This is a genomic window from bacterium, from assembly GCA_035528375.1.
Classification (GTDB): Bacteria; RBG-13-66-14; RBG-13-66-14; order RBG-13-66-14; family RBG-13-66-14; genus RBG-13-66-14.
The window spans coordinates 48,883-63,645 of record DATKYS010000031.1 but is presented as its reverse complement, the minus strand read 5'-3'; the positions used below and the strand labels follow the sequence as shown (position 1 = coordinate 63,645).

Here is a 14,763-nt window from a genome sequence, read left to right as displayed (position 1 = left end):
TCACAGCCCGCAAAAAAGGCGGGATCGGTCCCGCCCAAGATAATAAATGTGAGGGGACTAACCCGGGCTCTCCAGCGCCAGTCTCACCGCCTCCTCGGCGCGGCTGACGTAGAGTAGCTCCAGGCCCTCCAGGGTCTCGGTCGGCTCGTCCCGGAAGGCGTCCTGGACCATCGTCCGGTTTCTCTCGGGGAGGACGACGGTTTTGATCCCGGCCCGCCGCGCGGCCAGCAGCTTCTCCTTCAGCCCGCCCACGGGGAGCACGTCGCCCCGCAGGCTCAGTTCCCCGGTCATCGCCAGGTCGTTTTTGACCGGTCGTCCGGAGAGGAGGCTCACCAGCGCCGTGGCCATCGTCACCCCGGCCGAGGGACCGTCCTTGGGCACGGCGCCCGCCGGCACGTGGATGTGGATGTCGGAGTCGGCGTTGAAGTCGGGGGGAATCTTGAACCGCTTCGCCCGGCTGCGGACGAAGCTGACCGCGATCCGGGCGCTCTCCTGCATCACCTCGCCGAGCTGGCCGGTGAGCACCAGACCGCCCTTGCCCTCCATCCGGGCCGCCTCGATGAAGATGATGTCGCCGCCGAAGGGCGTCCAGACGAGCCCCGTGGCCACTCCCACCATGTCGGTCCGCTTCCGCCGCTCGCGCTCGAAAACGGTGGAACCGAGGTAATCCACCAGGTCTGTGACCTTGACGGTGACCTTCCCGCTCTCCTCTCCGGTGGCCACCTTCCGGGCCACCTTGCGGCAGACGCCTCCGATGGCGCGCTCCAGGTTGCGCACGCCGGCCTCGCGGGTGTAGCGGTCGGCGATGACGCGCAAGGTCCCCGCGGGGATGGAGAGTTTTTTCCTCGTCAGGCCGTTGGACTCGAGCTGACGCGGCAGCAGGTAGCGCCGGGCAATCTGCACCTTCTCCTCGAGGGTGTACCCGGCGAGGTTCAGGGTCTCCATCCGGTCCAAAAGCGGCCGCGGGATGGTGGTGGCGGTGTTGGCCGTGGTGATGAAAAACACCTTGGACAGGTCGTAGGCCTCCTCGATGTAGTTGTCCCGAAAACTCCAGTTCTGCTCGGGGTCGAGGACCTCCAGGAGCGCCGAGCTGGGGTCGCCGCGGAAGTCGCTGGCCAGCTTGTCCACCTCGTCGAGCATGAAGACGGGATTGGAGGTGCCGGCGGTCTTTATCCCCTGGATGATCCGGCCCGGGAGGGCGCCGACGTAGGTCCGGCGGTGGCCCCGAATCTCGGCCTCGTCGTGGACGCCGCCCAGGGAGACGCGCACGAACTCCCGTGAGAGCGCCCGGGCGATGCTGCGGCCCAGGGAGGTCTTTCCCGTCCCCGGGGGACCGACCAGGCACAGGATAGGCCCCTTCCCGTCGGGGACCAGGCTCCGCACCGCCAGGAACTCCAGGATGCGGTCCTTTATCTGGACGAGGCCGTAGTGGTCCTCGTCGAGGATGCGGGCGGCCCGCTTCACTTCCAGCTTGTCCTGGGAGTAGTGGCCCCAGGGCAGGTCCAGGAGCCAGGTCAGATAAGTGTGGGAAACGACGTACTCCGCCGAGCCGGCGCTCATCTGGCGCAGCCGCCCGAGCTCACGCTCGGCCTTCGTCCGTATCTCCTCGGGCCAGGCCTTGGCGGTGATACGTTCGGCGAGCTCGTCCAGCTCGACGGACGATTCCTCCCCCTCGCCCAGCTCGCGCTGGATGGCCTGTAGCTGCTGGCGCAGGTAAAACTCGCGCTGCGCCTTGGTCATCTCCTCGGAGATTTCCTGCTGGATGGACTGGCCGATGCGGAGCACCTCCAGCTCCCTGCCCGCCTGCTTCAAGACGGCGTCCAGGCGCTTCTCCACGTTGGGGGTGGCGAGGATGCCCTGCCGTTCCGGGACCTCGAGGTTGAGATTGGTGGCGACGAAGTCGGCCAGGCGGGAGTTTTCCTCGAGGTTGAGGGCGGCCACCGTGAGCTCCTCCGCGCGCCCCGAGAGCTTCACCAGGTTACCGAAAACGTCCAGGATGCTCGACCGCAGCGCCTTGACCCTGACCGTGTCCGGTTCCCGCTCCTCCAGGGGCGCGACCTTCGCCCGGAGAAACTCCCCGTCGGTGAGCACCTCGCCCCGTCTGATCCGCTGCACCCCCTGGACCATCAGCCGCATGGAGTCGTCGGGCATGCGGAGCATCTTCAGGATGATGGCCAGTACGCCGACCTTGAAAAGCTCCCCCGTTTTGGGATTCTTGACGGTGAAGAGGGTGACGAGACGGTCGCCCAGCATCACCCGGTCCACCAGCCTCGTGTCCCGGGCGCCCTCCACCCCGATGGGCAGGAGCATGTAGGGGAAGCAGACCAGGTTCGTCAGGGGGAGAACCGGGAAAACCTTCTCCTCACCCGGCTCGAGCTGAACGTCCCCCTCGGAGCTTTTAAACCTTTCTCGCGCCATCACCTAAGTCCTTTTAAGGATGAAAACCGTTCGTCCCCCGGACCGGCCGGGCGACCGGGTCAATCCTCCACCTCGATGTCTATTTTGAAACTCTCGGTCTGCCGCGGAACCATGACCGATAGCATCCCCTTGGTCCACTGGGCGGTTATCCGGGTTGGGTCCGCGTCGAAGGGCATCAACAGCTCGCGGTGGAACCGGCCGTAAACGAGCTCCATGCGGAGGACCTTCTGCGCCCCAGGCGGGTAGCCGGGGGTCCTCGAGCCCTCGATGACCAGGGCGTCGCCCACCACCCTCACGTTGACCGCCGCGGGGTCCACCCCGGCGAGCTCCACCTGGACCAGGTAGCCGTCGGCCAGCTCGATCACGTCGAGGTAGGGGAAGGGGTGGTACTCGGACCAGCGCCCCTCGGTGTAGAAAGAGATCCGCGGCGTCATGCTCACCCGCCTTTGGTTGGTTCACCGCCGGAAAACGAGGTCATGTCTCCGGTGAATTATAGCGCATTACACGGTCGGGCCTCCACCGCCCGGTGTGCTATACTCCGGGCATGCGCCTCGTCGGCTTGGAACTGGACCACTTCCGCCTTTACGAGCGTCTCCGCTTTGCGACCGAGGCCCGCGAGCTGGCCCTGGTCGGTCCCAACGCCAGCGGAAAGACCAGCCTCCTGGAGGCCGTTTATTATTTGGGCACGGCGCGGAGCTTCCGCTTCGCCGACGACCGGGACCTGGTCCGTCACGGGGCCGGGCATTTCTCCATCCGCGCCCGGCTGGAGCGGGAGGGGGAGAACAACGAGCTGGCCCTCCTCCTCGAACCCGAGGGGAAGTCCGCGGCCGTGGACGGCGAGCGGTGTAAACGGCTGTCGGAGCTTCTGGGCCGGCTGGTCGTCTGCTGCTTCACCGTGGAGGACCTGGACACCGTCCGGGGCAGCGCAGGCCGCCGGCGACGCTTCCTGGACCTCCTCCTGGGCCAGGTCTCCCCATCGTACACCGCCGCCTCGGGCGAGTTCGTAAAAGCCCTTCGCCAGCGGAACGCCTCGCTGCGGGCCGAACAGTACGACCCCGCCGAGGTCCGGGCCTGGGAGACGCCCCTGGCCGCCTCGGCCGCCCGGATTACGGCCCTCCGGCAGAGCGCCGCCGACGAGCTGACCGGCTTCCTCCGACCCGTCTTCGCCGAGCTCACCGAGCGGGAGCACGACCTGCGTCTGGGCTACGAATCCAGCCTGGCCGAGGCCCGCCTGGACGCAGAGCGGCTCGTCGAGCTATTCATGGCCATTTTCGAACGGCACCGGGAGAGGGACAGGCGGCGCGGCCACACCACGGCGGGTCCCCACCGGGACGACCTCCGGCTGAGCCTGGACGGCGTGGACCTCCGACGGTTCGCCAGCCGGGGGCAGTTGCGGCTCTCCACGCTGGCCCTGCGCCTGGCCGAAGCGGAATTCCTCACCCGTCATACCGCCACCCGGCCGGTCTTCCTGTTGGACGACGCGGCCTCGGAGCTGGACGAGCTGACGAACCGCCGCCTGCTGCCCGTCCTGAGGCGGCGCGTGGGGCAGCTAATCGTGACGGCCCTGCCCCAGGACGTGGAGCATCTGGGAATCGAGGGGGAGGTGTACGAGCTGGAGGGCGGCGAGATTCGTCCCGCCGGCGCGGGGGATTAGGGGGTTATGCTCGTGCCGATCCGGGGGTCGTCCACCGCCGCGGCCAGATGCGCCGGGTCGGTGATGATGGCCCTCTTCCCGTCGTTTTTCAAGAACTCGAGGGCCGCCTCCACCTTGGGCCCCATGCTGCCGGGGGGGAAGTGGCCCTCGCTAGCGTACCGGGCCATCTCCGCCGCGGTGACCTGACCGATGTCGCGCTGCTCCGTCCGCCCATAGTGGAGGACCGCGTGACTGACGTCGGTGGAGAGGGCCATTATTTCGGCATCCAGGAGGCGGGCCGCCAGGGCGCTGGCCAGGTCCTTGTCAATGACCGCCTCGATCCCGTGGTAGGTGCCGTCGGCCCGGCGGACGACCGGTATCCCGCCGCCGCCGACCCCGACCACCACGTAGCCCCTCTCCAGAAGGTCGCGGATGGCGCCGATCTCGACGATGTCCACCGGGTGCGGGCTCGGCACCCGCCGCCGCCAGCCGCGACCCGAATCTTCGGCCACGCACCAGTCTCTCTCGCGGGCGTAACCGAGCGCGTCCTCTTCGGAGAAGAACGGCCCCACCGGCTTGGTGGGATTTTGGAAGGCCGGGTCTTCGAGGTCCACCACCACCATCGTGGCCAGGGTTATCACACGGCCGGCGATGTCCCGGCGGCTGAGCTCGTTGGTCACCGAGCTCTGCAGGAGGTAGCCTATGCCGCCCTGGGTGTTGGCCCCCCAGTAGTCCAGGCGCAGCTCGGGCAGGACGTCTTTCGTGTTCTCGGCCATCAGGAGCAGGTTGCCGACCTGGGGTCCGTTCCCGTGGGTGACTAAAATCCGGTGGCCGGCCCGGACCAGGTCGGAGATGGCCACCGCGGTGGACAACACGTTCTTCCACTGCTCGGCCATCGTGCCGCGCTGCCCGGCGCGGATGAGCGAATTCCCCCCCACGGCGACGACGATGCGCATCGGGTGATCGGCCTCCGTTTTTAAAGCGAAAATCACCGGCCGGAGCCGGTTTCTTTACGGGACGGATTATACTAAAATGCCCTTGTTTGTGCAAAACCGCACGGCCCGGAGCTTACCGGTCAACCGCCATGACCCGACCCGAACAGCCCCCCCGGTTCTGGCTGGACTTCCTCGCCTGGCAGGCGGACCAGACCAAAAGGACGAGGCGCTACCTGGCCCGCCGCGCCGCGTTGCGCGAGGGGCTGGCCGTCGAGGTCGCCTGCGGCACCGGCCTGGTTCTCTCGGAGCTCAAGTCCACCCGACCGGGGCTGAAGGCCGTCGGGCTGGATGTTGACCCGCTGATTCTGCGCGAGGCCGACCCCGAAATTTCCCGGGTGGCGGGTTTGGCTGAAGCGCTGCCCTTCGCCGACGGGTGCGCCGCGGCGGTCATCTTCCACCTCGGCCTCATGTGGGTCAGGCCCGCCGAGGCGCTCGCCGAGGCCGAGCGGGTCCTGAAAAGGGGGGGGCATCTGATTCTGGCCGCCGAGCCGGATTACGCCGGGATGCTCATCCATCCGGAACCCGACGGTCGGACGCCCATGGCCGAGAAGTTGGCCCGGGGCATCCAGCGCGCCGGCGGCGACCCCTACATCGGGAGGCGGCTACCCGTCCTGGTGGACTCCGCAGGGCTGAAAATTCTCGAGTACGGCCTCGCCTCCCGGCCCTGGCGGTACGGCCGGGAAGACCTGGAGGAGCTGGACCGGGTGTTCGGATTCCGCCGGGAGATTCACCCCCGTTCGGGCGGCGTCTGGTGGACGAACGCCCGCCGGGCGGCCAGGCACGGCTCCTACGTCGAGTTCCTCCCCGTGTTCTACCTCCTGGCGGTCAAGCGATGACCCCCACCCACGAGCGGGATAACGAAAGCGGGCCGGGACCCGCTTTTTTTCATCAGACCTCCGGGTGCCTCCGCTTCGTCAGGTAGACCACCCCGGGGTACGGCTCATAGCCGCAAGCGGCGAAGGCGTCCCGGGATCCCCTGTTCCACCCCTCGACGAGGCAGGCGTAAATTTCCAACCCCTGCGAGGCGAGCCACTCCTCGGCCGCGACGATGAGCCTGCGCGCCAGCCCCTTTCGCCTGTGGGCCGGGGCCACGGCCAGCCGGTTGATCCAGCCCTTCCGCCCGTCGTGACTGGCCAGAACGCTCCCCAGGAGCTCCCCGTCCCGGAACAGACCGAAGTAGGCGACCATGCCCAGCCCCAGCTGCCGCTCGAAGGCGGGGCGAGAGTCACGTCCGCGGGGCTTGTGCTCGAGACCGGCCGCGGTCCACAGGGAAACGAGGCGGTCGTGATCGGCCGCCTCGAGCCTCTCGAGTATCACCCGATCCGTCGGTGAGGGCATCGGAAACCGACCTTGTGCTCACGGGTCACGGCTTCGCCGTCGCAGATTTACGGCTTCGCCGTCGCAGATTTCAGGAAAATGTAGCGCTTGGCGTCGTCCACGGTGATGCAGCCCTTGTCCTTGAGCTCCTTGACGTACCGACAGACGGTCTCCCGGCTGCACCCGGCCATATCCGCCAGTTCCTGGTGGGTGAGGGACACGGCGAGACGGACGCCGCGGTGGTCGGCAACCCCGTGGGCGTCGCGCAATTTGATGAACATGGACTCGATTTTCTCCCGGCTGGATTTGAACGTGAGGTCTTCGATCTGTGAATCGGCCGCCCGCAGGCGCCGGGAGAGGACGCGGATTATCTTGACCGCTATCGGCGGTATCTCCTCCAACAGCCGCAGGAAGTCGTTCTTGTGCAGGGTGAGGATGGAGACCTCGCCCATCGTCTCCACGGTGGCGCTGCGCGGCATCTCGTCCAGGACACTGAGCTCGCCGAAGAAGGACCCGTCGGAGAGGATGTCGAGGATTTTCTCCCTCCCGTCCAGGCTCTGGCGGGTGACCTTGACCTGCCCGCTCTCGATGAGGTAGATGACGTCGCCCCGTTCGCCCTCCTTGATGACGGCGTGGCCTTTGGGGTATCGGCGGCGTTTGAGGAGCGGGTAAATCCGCTCCAATTCAGACTCCGACAGCTCGCTGAACAGTGGAATCCGCTTCAGACTGAACGGGGGCGTCATCTTCGACCTTCCGTTGCTGCTACTGAATATATTCTACCCGGAGTGGGCCGTTTTTCCCAGGTAGGCCCGTATTTTCCGATCTGACGGCCTTGGCTCGGGCGTCCCCGATAAAAAACCGGCGCCCGCGGGCGCCGGTCGTTTCAACTCTGTCCGTCTTACTTCAGATAGTCGAACTGGGCCAGGTTGGCGTCGTCGTCGTTGCCGGGGTCGAACAGGCGCTTGAGCTCGACCGACCAGACGCAGGTGTTCTCGTCCAGGTTCCCCTTGGCCAATACGTCGCCGGTGGAGCCCAGGGTACTGGCGAGGGAGGCGAACGCCGGAATCTCGTCGCCCTGATGCCAGAACATATCGGGATCTTCGGTCCATAACCAACCGAACTTATCGGGCTGCTGGGCACCCCAGTGGATGTAGCCCATGTAAATCCACTCGGGATTCTCGGGGTAGTACATGTACTTGGGCTGTTCCTGGTGCTTGAAGAGCGGGCGCTCGTAGTACAACCTCGGGGCCATGTGAAAAACGTTCCAGTTGTACCGGTAGCAGGGGAAGCCGGCGTCAATGATGGGGCCGTGGTCGTTGTACAGGGAGTCGGAGGTCTGCCAGTAGTCGTCGGCGTAGCCGTACTCCTGCACCTCGGTGGGCCACCAGTTGTTGGTCTGGGCGGACTTCCACCACCAGAGGTCCAACTGGGGCGCGAGATCGAAATCCTCGTTACCCATGTCGGGGGTGAGCTTGCAGGTCCAGTCGTTGCCGTCCTGTTGCCAGCACACGTCCCAGCCGTTCTCCCAGAAATCGGGGATCGAGGGGACGGGCGGCAGTTCGCCCTCCGGCGGGTCAACGTCGGGGTTGTAGGATCCGTCGGGGTCCTGCCAGCAGTCCCAGACCAGGAGCAGTGTATCGGAGGAGAAGCCGTGGTTGTAAAGCTTGTCGCCCCAGAAATCCGGATCCACGGGCGTGCCGCCGGGGCCTCCATGATCAACGATCGGATCCCAGCCGTTCGACACCTGGCGCATATAATTGATCAAATCCACTTCACCGTGGATATCCCGATAGAAGCGCCAGCGCTTGTAGTAGCGGTCGTCGCTGCCGTAGGGGTCGGTCCACTGGAAGGCCATGTAGAGTGTGCCGACGCCGGCGGCCACGTTGAAGCACGCCGCGACATTGATCTCGTCCACCACGCCCGAGGACGGCGCATTCACGTTGAAACCTTCCGAGTCGAGGTCGTCGCCGTAGCCCGAGGCGTATTCCTTGTGCTCCAGGTCGAAGGTGTGCCACGTGACCGTGCCCAGCTCGGGATTCCAGACCTCGTCGGGCGACAGCACACCGTCAATGGTCGGCAGGTTGGTGATGTACTCGGGAATGATGGCGTTGTCAGCGCTCTGACCGCCGTTGAAGTCGAGGATTAGTTGGGTGCCGCACCAGTTGTCGTACGAGTCGTCGGTGACGAACACGCTGAAGGCCTGATCCATGTACTCGGCGATGGGGAAGGTGGTCTCCTGTTCCTCGGGGGCGCAGGAAACAAGACAGAAGAGCGCCCCAATGAGCGCGCATAAGAATAGGTTACGCACTTTCAACCCCTCCTTCTAAAGAGTGGGGGAGTAAAAGTTTCAGGGAAACGAAGTAACGCTTCTGGCGAAACGCGGTAGCCGCTCCGGTGAATCCTAATTGAGTACCTTAATCGGTTAGAGGCTAACACTAAGAACGACGACGTGTCAAGGTTCAATTTTTTCCCGTTCGTACCCGAATAACGGGGGGAGTTCGGATTTGTGTTGTCGGTGCGCGGACCCTTCGTTTATAATGAGTTGTGAATACTTCGAAAAAAGGTCGGTTATGATGGAGATAAAGGGCCGCACCGCTTGGATTATTACCGTCTCCGCCGTCGCCGCCCTGGCGGTGCTGGTCTGGATTCTGGGCTACACCGAAGTGGATTCCGACCCGGCTTACATCTACGTCGCCCAAAGGGGCCTCGGCGGGGCGGAAACGCTCATGCTGGGCTCGACGGTTTGGCTCTTCCCCCTGGTGGACTCGCTGGTCCCGGTTCCCGCGGGGCTGTACGAGCCGTCCGGTTTCGCACCAATCGTAACCTCTGACGGCGGACTGGAGGTGGAGGTCCGCCTCGAGCTGGACCTCGACCCCGCCGGCGCGGTGCAGGTCGTGGATGCGTGGGGCGCCGACTGGGGCGGGGGGCTCATCCGGGAGATCCTGGACGACGTCGTCGGGGAGAGGACCTTCGACGGGACGACCGCGGAGCTCTACACCACCCGCCGGGGGGAGCTGCTCCGAGAACTCGAACCGGAGTTGCGGAATCACCTGAACGAAAGGGCGCCGGCCCTGCGGGTGGGGCGCATCGCGCTCCCCTCGGTCCGCCTCACCGCCGCACCGGCCGAAGACCCTGGGGTTTTCAAGCCGGTGAAGGTGGTCGTGCTGGGGATGGACGCCCTGGAGGACACCCTCCTGAACGACCTCATAGACATGGGCGAGCTGCCGCACTTCGCGAAAATGCGCGACGAGGGCTACCTGGGGACCCTGCAATCCGAGGCGCCCTACTTCTCCCCCATGATCTGGACCACCTTCGCCACCGGCAAACCGGCGCAGGAGCACGGCATAACCGCCTTCACCCGGACCAACCCCGAGACCGGCCGGCTGGAACCCCTGTCGGCGATGGACCGCAAGGTTTCGACCTTCTGGGAATTTTTGGGCGGATGCGGCCTCTCCAGCATCGTCACCAACTGGTACTACTCCTGGCCCACGGGGGAGATTAAGGGCTTCAACCTGACCAACTATGCCTGGAAACCCAAGTTCGGCAAGGGCTTCATCGGCATCCCCCACTACGACGAGCTCCCGGGCAAGGACTGGCCCGAGGGCGTCACGGAAACGGTGAACGAGGCCATCGCCGACCGACCCTACATCTCCGAGGACGACTACGCGCTGGCCTGGGTCCTACCGTACATCCCGGCGGCCACCACCGACGGGACGCCGCTGAAAGGGGGGCCGCCCCTGCCCCACTACCTGGAGCGGGACGTCCTGGCCGCCAATGCCTGCTTCTGGCTCATGGACCACGAGGACTGGAACATCGCGGCGGTGTACCAGGAATTCCCGGACGTGCTCTGCCATCTCATCTGGCCGGCCCACGCCTACCGGTGGGAAAAGCTGACCGGCAAACCGGCCAACCTGCCGCCCATCCCGCCCTACCGCCGGGAGCTGTCCGAGGAAGCCGGCGACACCATCATCGAGGCGTACCGCTTCGAGGACAAACTCCTGGGCGTGGCCATGGACCGCTGGGGCGACGAGGCGGTCATCGTGGTGGTGAGCGACCACGGCTTCAACACCATCTACCCGCCGAAGACCATTCTCATCGGCGACGACCAGATGCAGACGATGATGTACTGGCACGACCCCACCGGCGTCTTCGGGCTCTGGGGCCGCCACGTCCAGCAGGGGGTGTCGGGCGAGATAACCATCTACGACTTCCTCCCCACAGTCCTGGCCCTCCTCGGCGTACCGGCGGCGCAGGACATGCCGGGGCGGGTGGTGGAGGAGGCCCTCGAGCCGGAGTTCCTCGACCGGATGAAGGCCGGCCCGCTGGCCGAAAGGCCGGCGACCTACGACCCACATGAGCGCGAGGTGGACCGCGACATCGTCAACGTCGTGGGCGAGGCGGAGCTTGAGCGACTGCGCGCGCTGGGGTACCTCCAGTGACCCTGAAGAAAAGCGTCAAAACCGTACTGATTGCGGGCGGGGCCGTCGTCGTCATCGCCCTGGCGGTCTGGCTCACCGGCTACACCGAGGCGCCGTCGGAGCCCGGATGCGGCTACCTCGTCCGCGGCGTCTCGGGGGAGTACCGGGCGGTGGGCGCCGGAGAGACGGTCTGGGTCTTCCCCCTCTTCGGGGAGATCAAATCCTACCGACTGGGGAAAAACGTCCTGCGCAGCCCGGTAGAGCTCGAGGCCGCCGACGGCCCGCTCACCCTGGAGCTGGAAACGGAGCTGGACCTGGACCCGACCGTCGCGCCCGGTTTCTACGACCTCGTGGATGGGGACCCGGAATCTGGACTCGGCGGGCTGGCCGGACGACTCCTGGCCGACACGGCGGGCGGGTTCACGACCGGTGAGCTCTGGTGGGGCCGACGCGGCGAGTTCCGGGCCGCCGCCGAAGGCCTCCTCCGAGAAACACTGACCGACGCGGTGCCGGGGCTGGCGGTTCACCGGGTCTTTTTCCCGGCGATTCTCGACGGGGCCCCGGATCCCCCAGCCGAACGCCGGCTGGTCATTCTGGGCGTGGACGCCCTGGACGACAAACTGCTCGCCGACTTCACCGCCCGTGGCTGGCTGCCGAACTTCTCCCGCCTCCTCGACGGCGGATGTTTCTCCGTTTTGCGCTCCGAGGCGCCCTACTTCTCCCCCGTAATCTGGACCACCATCGCCACGGGGCTGCCGCCCGCGGAGCACGGGCTGACGGACTTCACTTTCCCGACGGGTGACGGAGGCCGCCGCCCGATCACCGCCGGTGACCGTCGGGCGCCGACGTTCTGGGAGATAGCCGCCGCCGGGGGGCTGCCCCCGATAACGGTCAACTGGTACGCCACCTGGCCGGCCCGGGAAATTCCGGTCGGGGTGACGCTGACCAGCTACGCCTGGGAGCCTCGCTTCACGCGGGTTTACACGCCGAACGACGATTTCGCGCAGCTACCCCGGCGGACCTGGCCCGAGGGGATCATGGAGGAGGTGGACCCGGCCATCGCTCGTCGGCCGTACATCGGCGAGGACGACTACCCCGACGTCCGGCGCCTGGAAACCGTGGAGCGCCAGCAGGGCAACCCCCTGGTCCACTACCTCACCCGGGACGCGCTCGCCGCCAACGCCCTGGAGTACCTGATGGACACGCGGGACTGGCGGGTGGCGGCCTGCTACATCGAGGCGGGCGACGTGTCCTGTCACCTCCTGTGGCCCGCCCACGCCCTGTGGTGGGAGCGCCTGAGCGGGGACCCGGCCCTCGTACCACCACGGACCCCCGAGTACATGGAAAAGGCGGAGGCGAACGGCTGGGGCACCGTCATCCGGGATTTCTACGTCTGGGCGGATAAATTCGTCGGCACGGTCCTGGAGCGGCTCGAACCGGGCGACATCCTGATAGTCCTCTCCGATCACGGCTTCGCCAGCGTCTACCCTCCGGCGGACATCCCCGTCGGCGGCGGCGCCGTCCAGCGCATGTCCTACTGGCACGACCCGACCGGGGTGCTGATTCTCTACGGGATGGGCGTCAGGCAGGGCGAGAGGGGTCCCGAGGCCAGCGTGTACGACGTCTGCCCCACCTTCCTGGCCCTCCTGGGGCTTTCACCCGCGGGGGACATGCCCGGCCGGGCGCTCACCGGTAACCTGGAGCCGGCCCTGGCGGAGTCGCTGGAGAATGGCCCACTGTCCAACATCGTCCCGACCTACGGCCGAGAAAAAATCGGGGGGCCGGAGCTCTCGCCGGAGCTCTCCGAGACCGAGTTGGAACGCCTCCGCGCCATCGGCTACCTGCAGTGAAGAGAACAGGCTGAACCTGGAGGACCGGCGCCCGTCCGGTCCCTTTTTTTAATTGCCAAATATTCAACTGCGCCATATTCCACCTCGTTTTGGTTGGCGGTGGGTGGACTACCGTATATCATGGGCATTCAATGAATTACGGCGACTTAAATCGGAGGGTTTTTCCTCGGCTCAATCCCTGTAAATCCGCCCCGGCCCCCGTCGAGAAATGGACACAGCCCCCGTCCCCGGACGCGGAGGTCCCCCCTTCCCCGTCGCCCGATAGAGGTGCGAGAGGTCATCCCCCGGCACCGATGACTTTAACGTGGCATGTACAGGGTGCCTTTTGGTATAATAAAGAGGTTAATCAATTCAATCCGAGTCAACCACCGAAGTGCTCACGCGGCGCGCAACCGGGGGAGCCGTCGCTGCGTAACGGAAGGTAAAGCCGAGACATGTCAGACCCAGCCGGACCCCACACCACACCGGGAGCGACCTTGAACGACACCCTGACGAGATTCCGAGAGGAACGGCTAAAATTCCCCATCACCCGGCGGTACGCCTACCTGAACCACGCCGGGCGCGGCCCCCTCTCGCCTCCCGCGCACGCGGTCATGGGACGCATCACCGAGGAGATGCTCTACGTCCACCCGGACCAGCTCCCCGGGATGATCGAGGACTTACGCCGCACCCGGAGCGCCATCGCGGAACTGATCGGTGCTCCGTCTACCTCCATCGGCCTGGTCCCCAACACCTCCTCGGGAATAGCCATGGCCGCCGGCTCGCTGCCCATCCAGTCGGGCGACAACGTCATCTGCGCCCGGGGGGAGTTCCCGGCCAACGTGTACCCCTGGCTGAACCTCACCCGGCGCGGGGTGGAGGTCCGCTTTCTGGAAAGCCGGCCCGGCGGGGTCACCGTGGACCAGGTCCGGGAGGCGGTGGACGGGCGGACCCGGGTCGTCGCCCTCTCCTGGGTCGGCTTCTCCGACGGGACGAGGATTGACACCGCGGCCGTGGGGGCCCTGTGCGCCGAGCGGGGGATTTTCTTCGTCGTGGACGCCATCCAGGGGGTCGGCGCGCTCCGGGTGGACCTCGAGGGGATGGACATCCTGGTATCGGGCGGCGGGAAGTGGACCCTGGCCCCCCAGGGCTCCGGCTTCGTTTATATCCGCCCCTCCCTGGTGGAGAAGCTCCACCCCGACCGGGTGGGCTGGCTCTCCATCGCCGGCCTGGCGGAGCTAGACGACTTGAACGCCCTGACGGCGTACCGGTTCGAGCTCGTCGGCGACGCCCGGCGCGTAGAGACCGGCAGCAACTCCCTCCTCACCCAGACCGCCCTGGGGGAGAGCTGCCGCTATTTAAAAGAGCTGGGGCCGGCGGCCGTCGAGGAACGGATAATCGCACTCGCCGACTACCTCATCGAGGGGCTCCGGAGAAAGGGCCGCCCCATCGTCACCCCGCTGGTGGAGGGGCGCCGGTCGGGAATCGTCTGCTTCGGGGTCGAGGATGCGGTGAACCTCGCCGAGAGGCTCATCGAGAGGGACGTCATCGTCTCGGCGCGCGAGGGGAACGTCCGGGCGGGCATCCATTTCTACAACGACGAGGACGACGTGGACCGCCTGCTGGCGGAGCTTTAGAGTTTGTACAGAATAAGGCCCATCACCCCCGACCGTCCCGGCGATGAGGAGCTACGGGCTCACCTCGCCAAAACCGGGCAGGAGAGGGATTTCCCGGACCTGCGGGGGGAGGGTGTTTTCGCCTTCGGCGCCTTCGACGGGGCTAAACTGGTCGGCGACATCTCGGTGAAGGTGCAGCCCGTCGCAGTTCCGCCGGGCATCCCGGTGCCCGTCCTGGAGCTGCCGCAAAAAACTTTCAGCGAGGCGGCGGGGCGCGACCTCCTCGAGGGTTTCGTCCAGAGCTTCGCGGTGGAGGAGGCCCACCGGCGGCGGGGGCTCGGCCGGCGTCTGCAACTGGCGGCGCTCGGGGAATGCCGCCGCCGCGGTTTTTACCAGATGCGGTCCTGGTCGTCCCTCGACAAGCCCGCCAACTACGCCCTCAAGCTCGCCCTCGGTTTCGCCGTCCACCCGGGTCACGACTACGTGGCCCGGCTCGGAAAATGGGTTCCGGGCGCCTTTTTCGTGAAAAAGCTGTAA

The 14,763-nt window shown here is 66.2% G+C and carries 12 protein-coding genes; 6 read left to right on the top strand and 6 right to left on the bottom strand.

Features of this window, described 5'->3' with window-relative positions:
* Positions 1–57: 57 nt before the first annotated feature.
* Both lon and VM054_02075 read right to left on the bottom strand, forming a co-directional pair.
* Positions 58–2,418 (bottom strand): endopeptidase La, encoded by a 2,361-nt coding sequence (gene lon, locus VM054_02080; protein ID HUT97849.1) that lies wholly within the window; start codon positions 2,416–2,418, stop codon positions 58–60.
* 59 nt (positions 2,419–2,477) lie between these two features.
* Entirely contained in the window at positions 2,478–2,852 is a 375-nt protein-coding gene (locus VM054_02075; protein ID HUT97848.1) for an Hsp20/alpha crystallin family protein, read from the bottom strand.
* Positions 2,853–2,962: 110 nt separating this feature from the next.
* Here VM054_02075 and recF point away from each other — a divergent pair, with 110 nt between their 5' ends.
* The gene (recF, locus tag VM054_02070; protein ID HUT97847.1) at positions 2,963–4,072 is read left to right on the top strand and encodes a DNA replication and repair protein RecF; all 1,110 of its coding nucleotides are present in this window, start codon (positions 2,963–2,965) and stop codon (positions 4,070–4,072) included.
* Here recF and VM054_02065 read toward each other — a convergent pair.
* Positions 4,069–5,007, bottom strand: a complete 939-nt coding sequence (locus VM054_02065) for a carbamate kinase (GenBank protein HUT97846.1) — start codon at positions 5,005–5,007, stop codon at positions 4,069–4,071. The two genes, recF and VM054_02065, sit on opposite strands and share 4 nt — an antisense overlap.
* Positions 5,008–5,135: 128 nt before the next feature.
* Between VM054_02065 and VM054_02060 the strand changes: the two genes are divergently transcribed.
* Positions 5,136–5,882, top strand: coding sequence for a methyltransferase domain-containing protein (locus VM054_02060; protein HUT97845.1), 747 nt, complete (start codon positions 5,136–5,138; stop codon positions 5,880–5,882).
* A 52-nt stretch (positions 5,883–5,934) separates the two neighbouring features.
* On the opposite strand, the gene VM054_02055 is transcribed toward VM054_02060, so the two are convergent.
* From VM054_02055 to VM054_02045, 3 genes are all read right to left on the bottom strand, one after another.
* Positions 5,935–6,384, bottom strand: coding sequence for a GNAT family N-acetyltransferase (locus tag VM054_02055; GenBank protein ID HUT97844.1), 450 nt, complete (start codon positions 6,382–6,384; stop codon positions 5,935–5,937).
* Positions 6,385–6,431: 47 nt separating this feature from the next.
* Positions 6,432–7,106, bottom strand: coding sequence for a Crp/Fnr family transcriptional regulator (locus VM054_02050; GenBank protein ID HUT97843.1), 675 nt, complete (start codon positions 7,104–7,106; stop codon positions 6,432–6,434).
* 155 nt (positions 7,107–7,261) lie between these two features.
* Positions 7,262–8,671: a hypothetical protein gene (locus VM054_02045; GenBank protein ID HUT97842.1), complete on the bottom strand. Its 1,410-nt coding sequence runs from the start codon at positions 8,669–8,671 to the stop codon at positions 7,262–7,264.
* Positions 8,672–8,933: 262 nt separating this feature from the next.
* On the opposite strand from VM054_02045, the gene VM054_02040 reads away from it, so the two are divergent.
* From VM054_02040 to VM054_02025, 4 genes are all read left to right on the top strand, one after another.
* The gene (locus VM054_02040) at positions 8,934–10,802 is read left to right on the top strand and encodes an alkaline phosphatase family protein (protein HUT97841.1); all 1,869 of its coding nucleotides are present in this window, start codon (positions 8,934–8,936) and stop codon (positions 10,800–10,802) included.
* On the top strand, positions 10,799–12,631 hold the full coding sequence (locus VM054_02035) for an alkaline phosphatase family protein (GenBank protein ID HUT97840.1): 1,833 nt from the start codon (positions 10,799–10,801) through the stop codon (positions 12,629–12,631). The genes VM054_02040 and VM054_02035 overlap by 4 nt, the downstream gene beginning before the upstream one ends.
* A 476-nt stretch (positions 12,632–13,107) precedes the next feature.
* Entirely contained in the window at positions 13,108–14,247 is a 1,140-nt protein-coding gene (locus VM054_02030; protein HUT97839.1) for an aminotransferase class V-fold PLP-dependent enzyme, read from the top strand.
* A gap of 3 nt (positions 14,248–14,250) precedes the next feature.
* Positions 14,251–14,763, top strand: coding sequence for a GNAT family N-acetyltransferase (locus VM054_02025; GenBank protein HUT97838.1), 513 nt, complete (start codon positions 14,251–14,253; stop codon positions 14,761–14,763).

Excerpts from the sequence above, each read along its gene's own strand:
- VM054_02055 (HUT97844.1), bottom strand. The coding sequence starts at position 6,384 with ATGCCCTCACCGACGGATCGGGTGATACTCGAGAGGCTCGAGGCGGCC.
- VM054_02065 (HUT97846.1), bottom strand. The coding sequence starts at position 5,007 with ATGCGCATCGTCGTCGCCGTGGGGGGGAATTCGCTCATCCGCGCCGGG.
- lon (HUT97849.1), bottom strand. The coding sequence starts at position 2,418 with ATGGCGCGAGAAAGGTTTAAAAGCTCCGAGGGGGACGTTCAGCTCGAG.
- VM054_02040 (HUT97841.1), top strand. The coding sequence starts at position 8,934 with ATGATGGAGATAAAGGGCCGCACCGCTTGGATTATTACCGTCTCCGCC.
- recF (HUT97847.1), top strand. The coding sequence starts at position 2,963 with ATGCGCCTCGTCGGCTTGGAACTGGACCACTTCCGCCTTTACGAGCGT.
- VM054_02060 (HUT97845.1), top strand. The coding sequence starts at position 5,136 with ATGACCCGACCCGAACAGCCCCCCCGGTTCTGGCTGGACTTCCTCGCC.
- VM054_02075 (HUT97848.1), bottom strand. The coding sequence starts at position 2,852 with ATGACGCCGCGGATCTCTTTCTACACCGAGGGGCGCTGGTCCGAGTAC.
- VM054_02050 (HUT97843.1), bottom strand. The coding sequence starts at position 7,106 with ATGACGCCCCCGTTCAGTCTGAAGCGGATTCCACTGTTCAGCGAGCTG.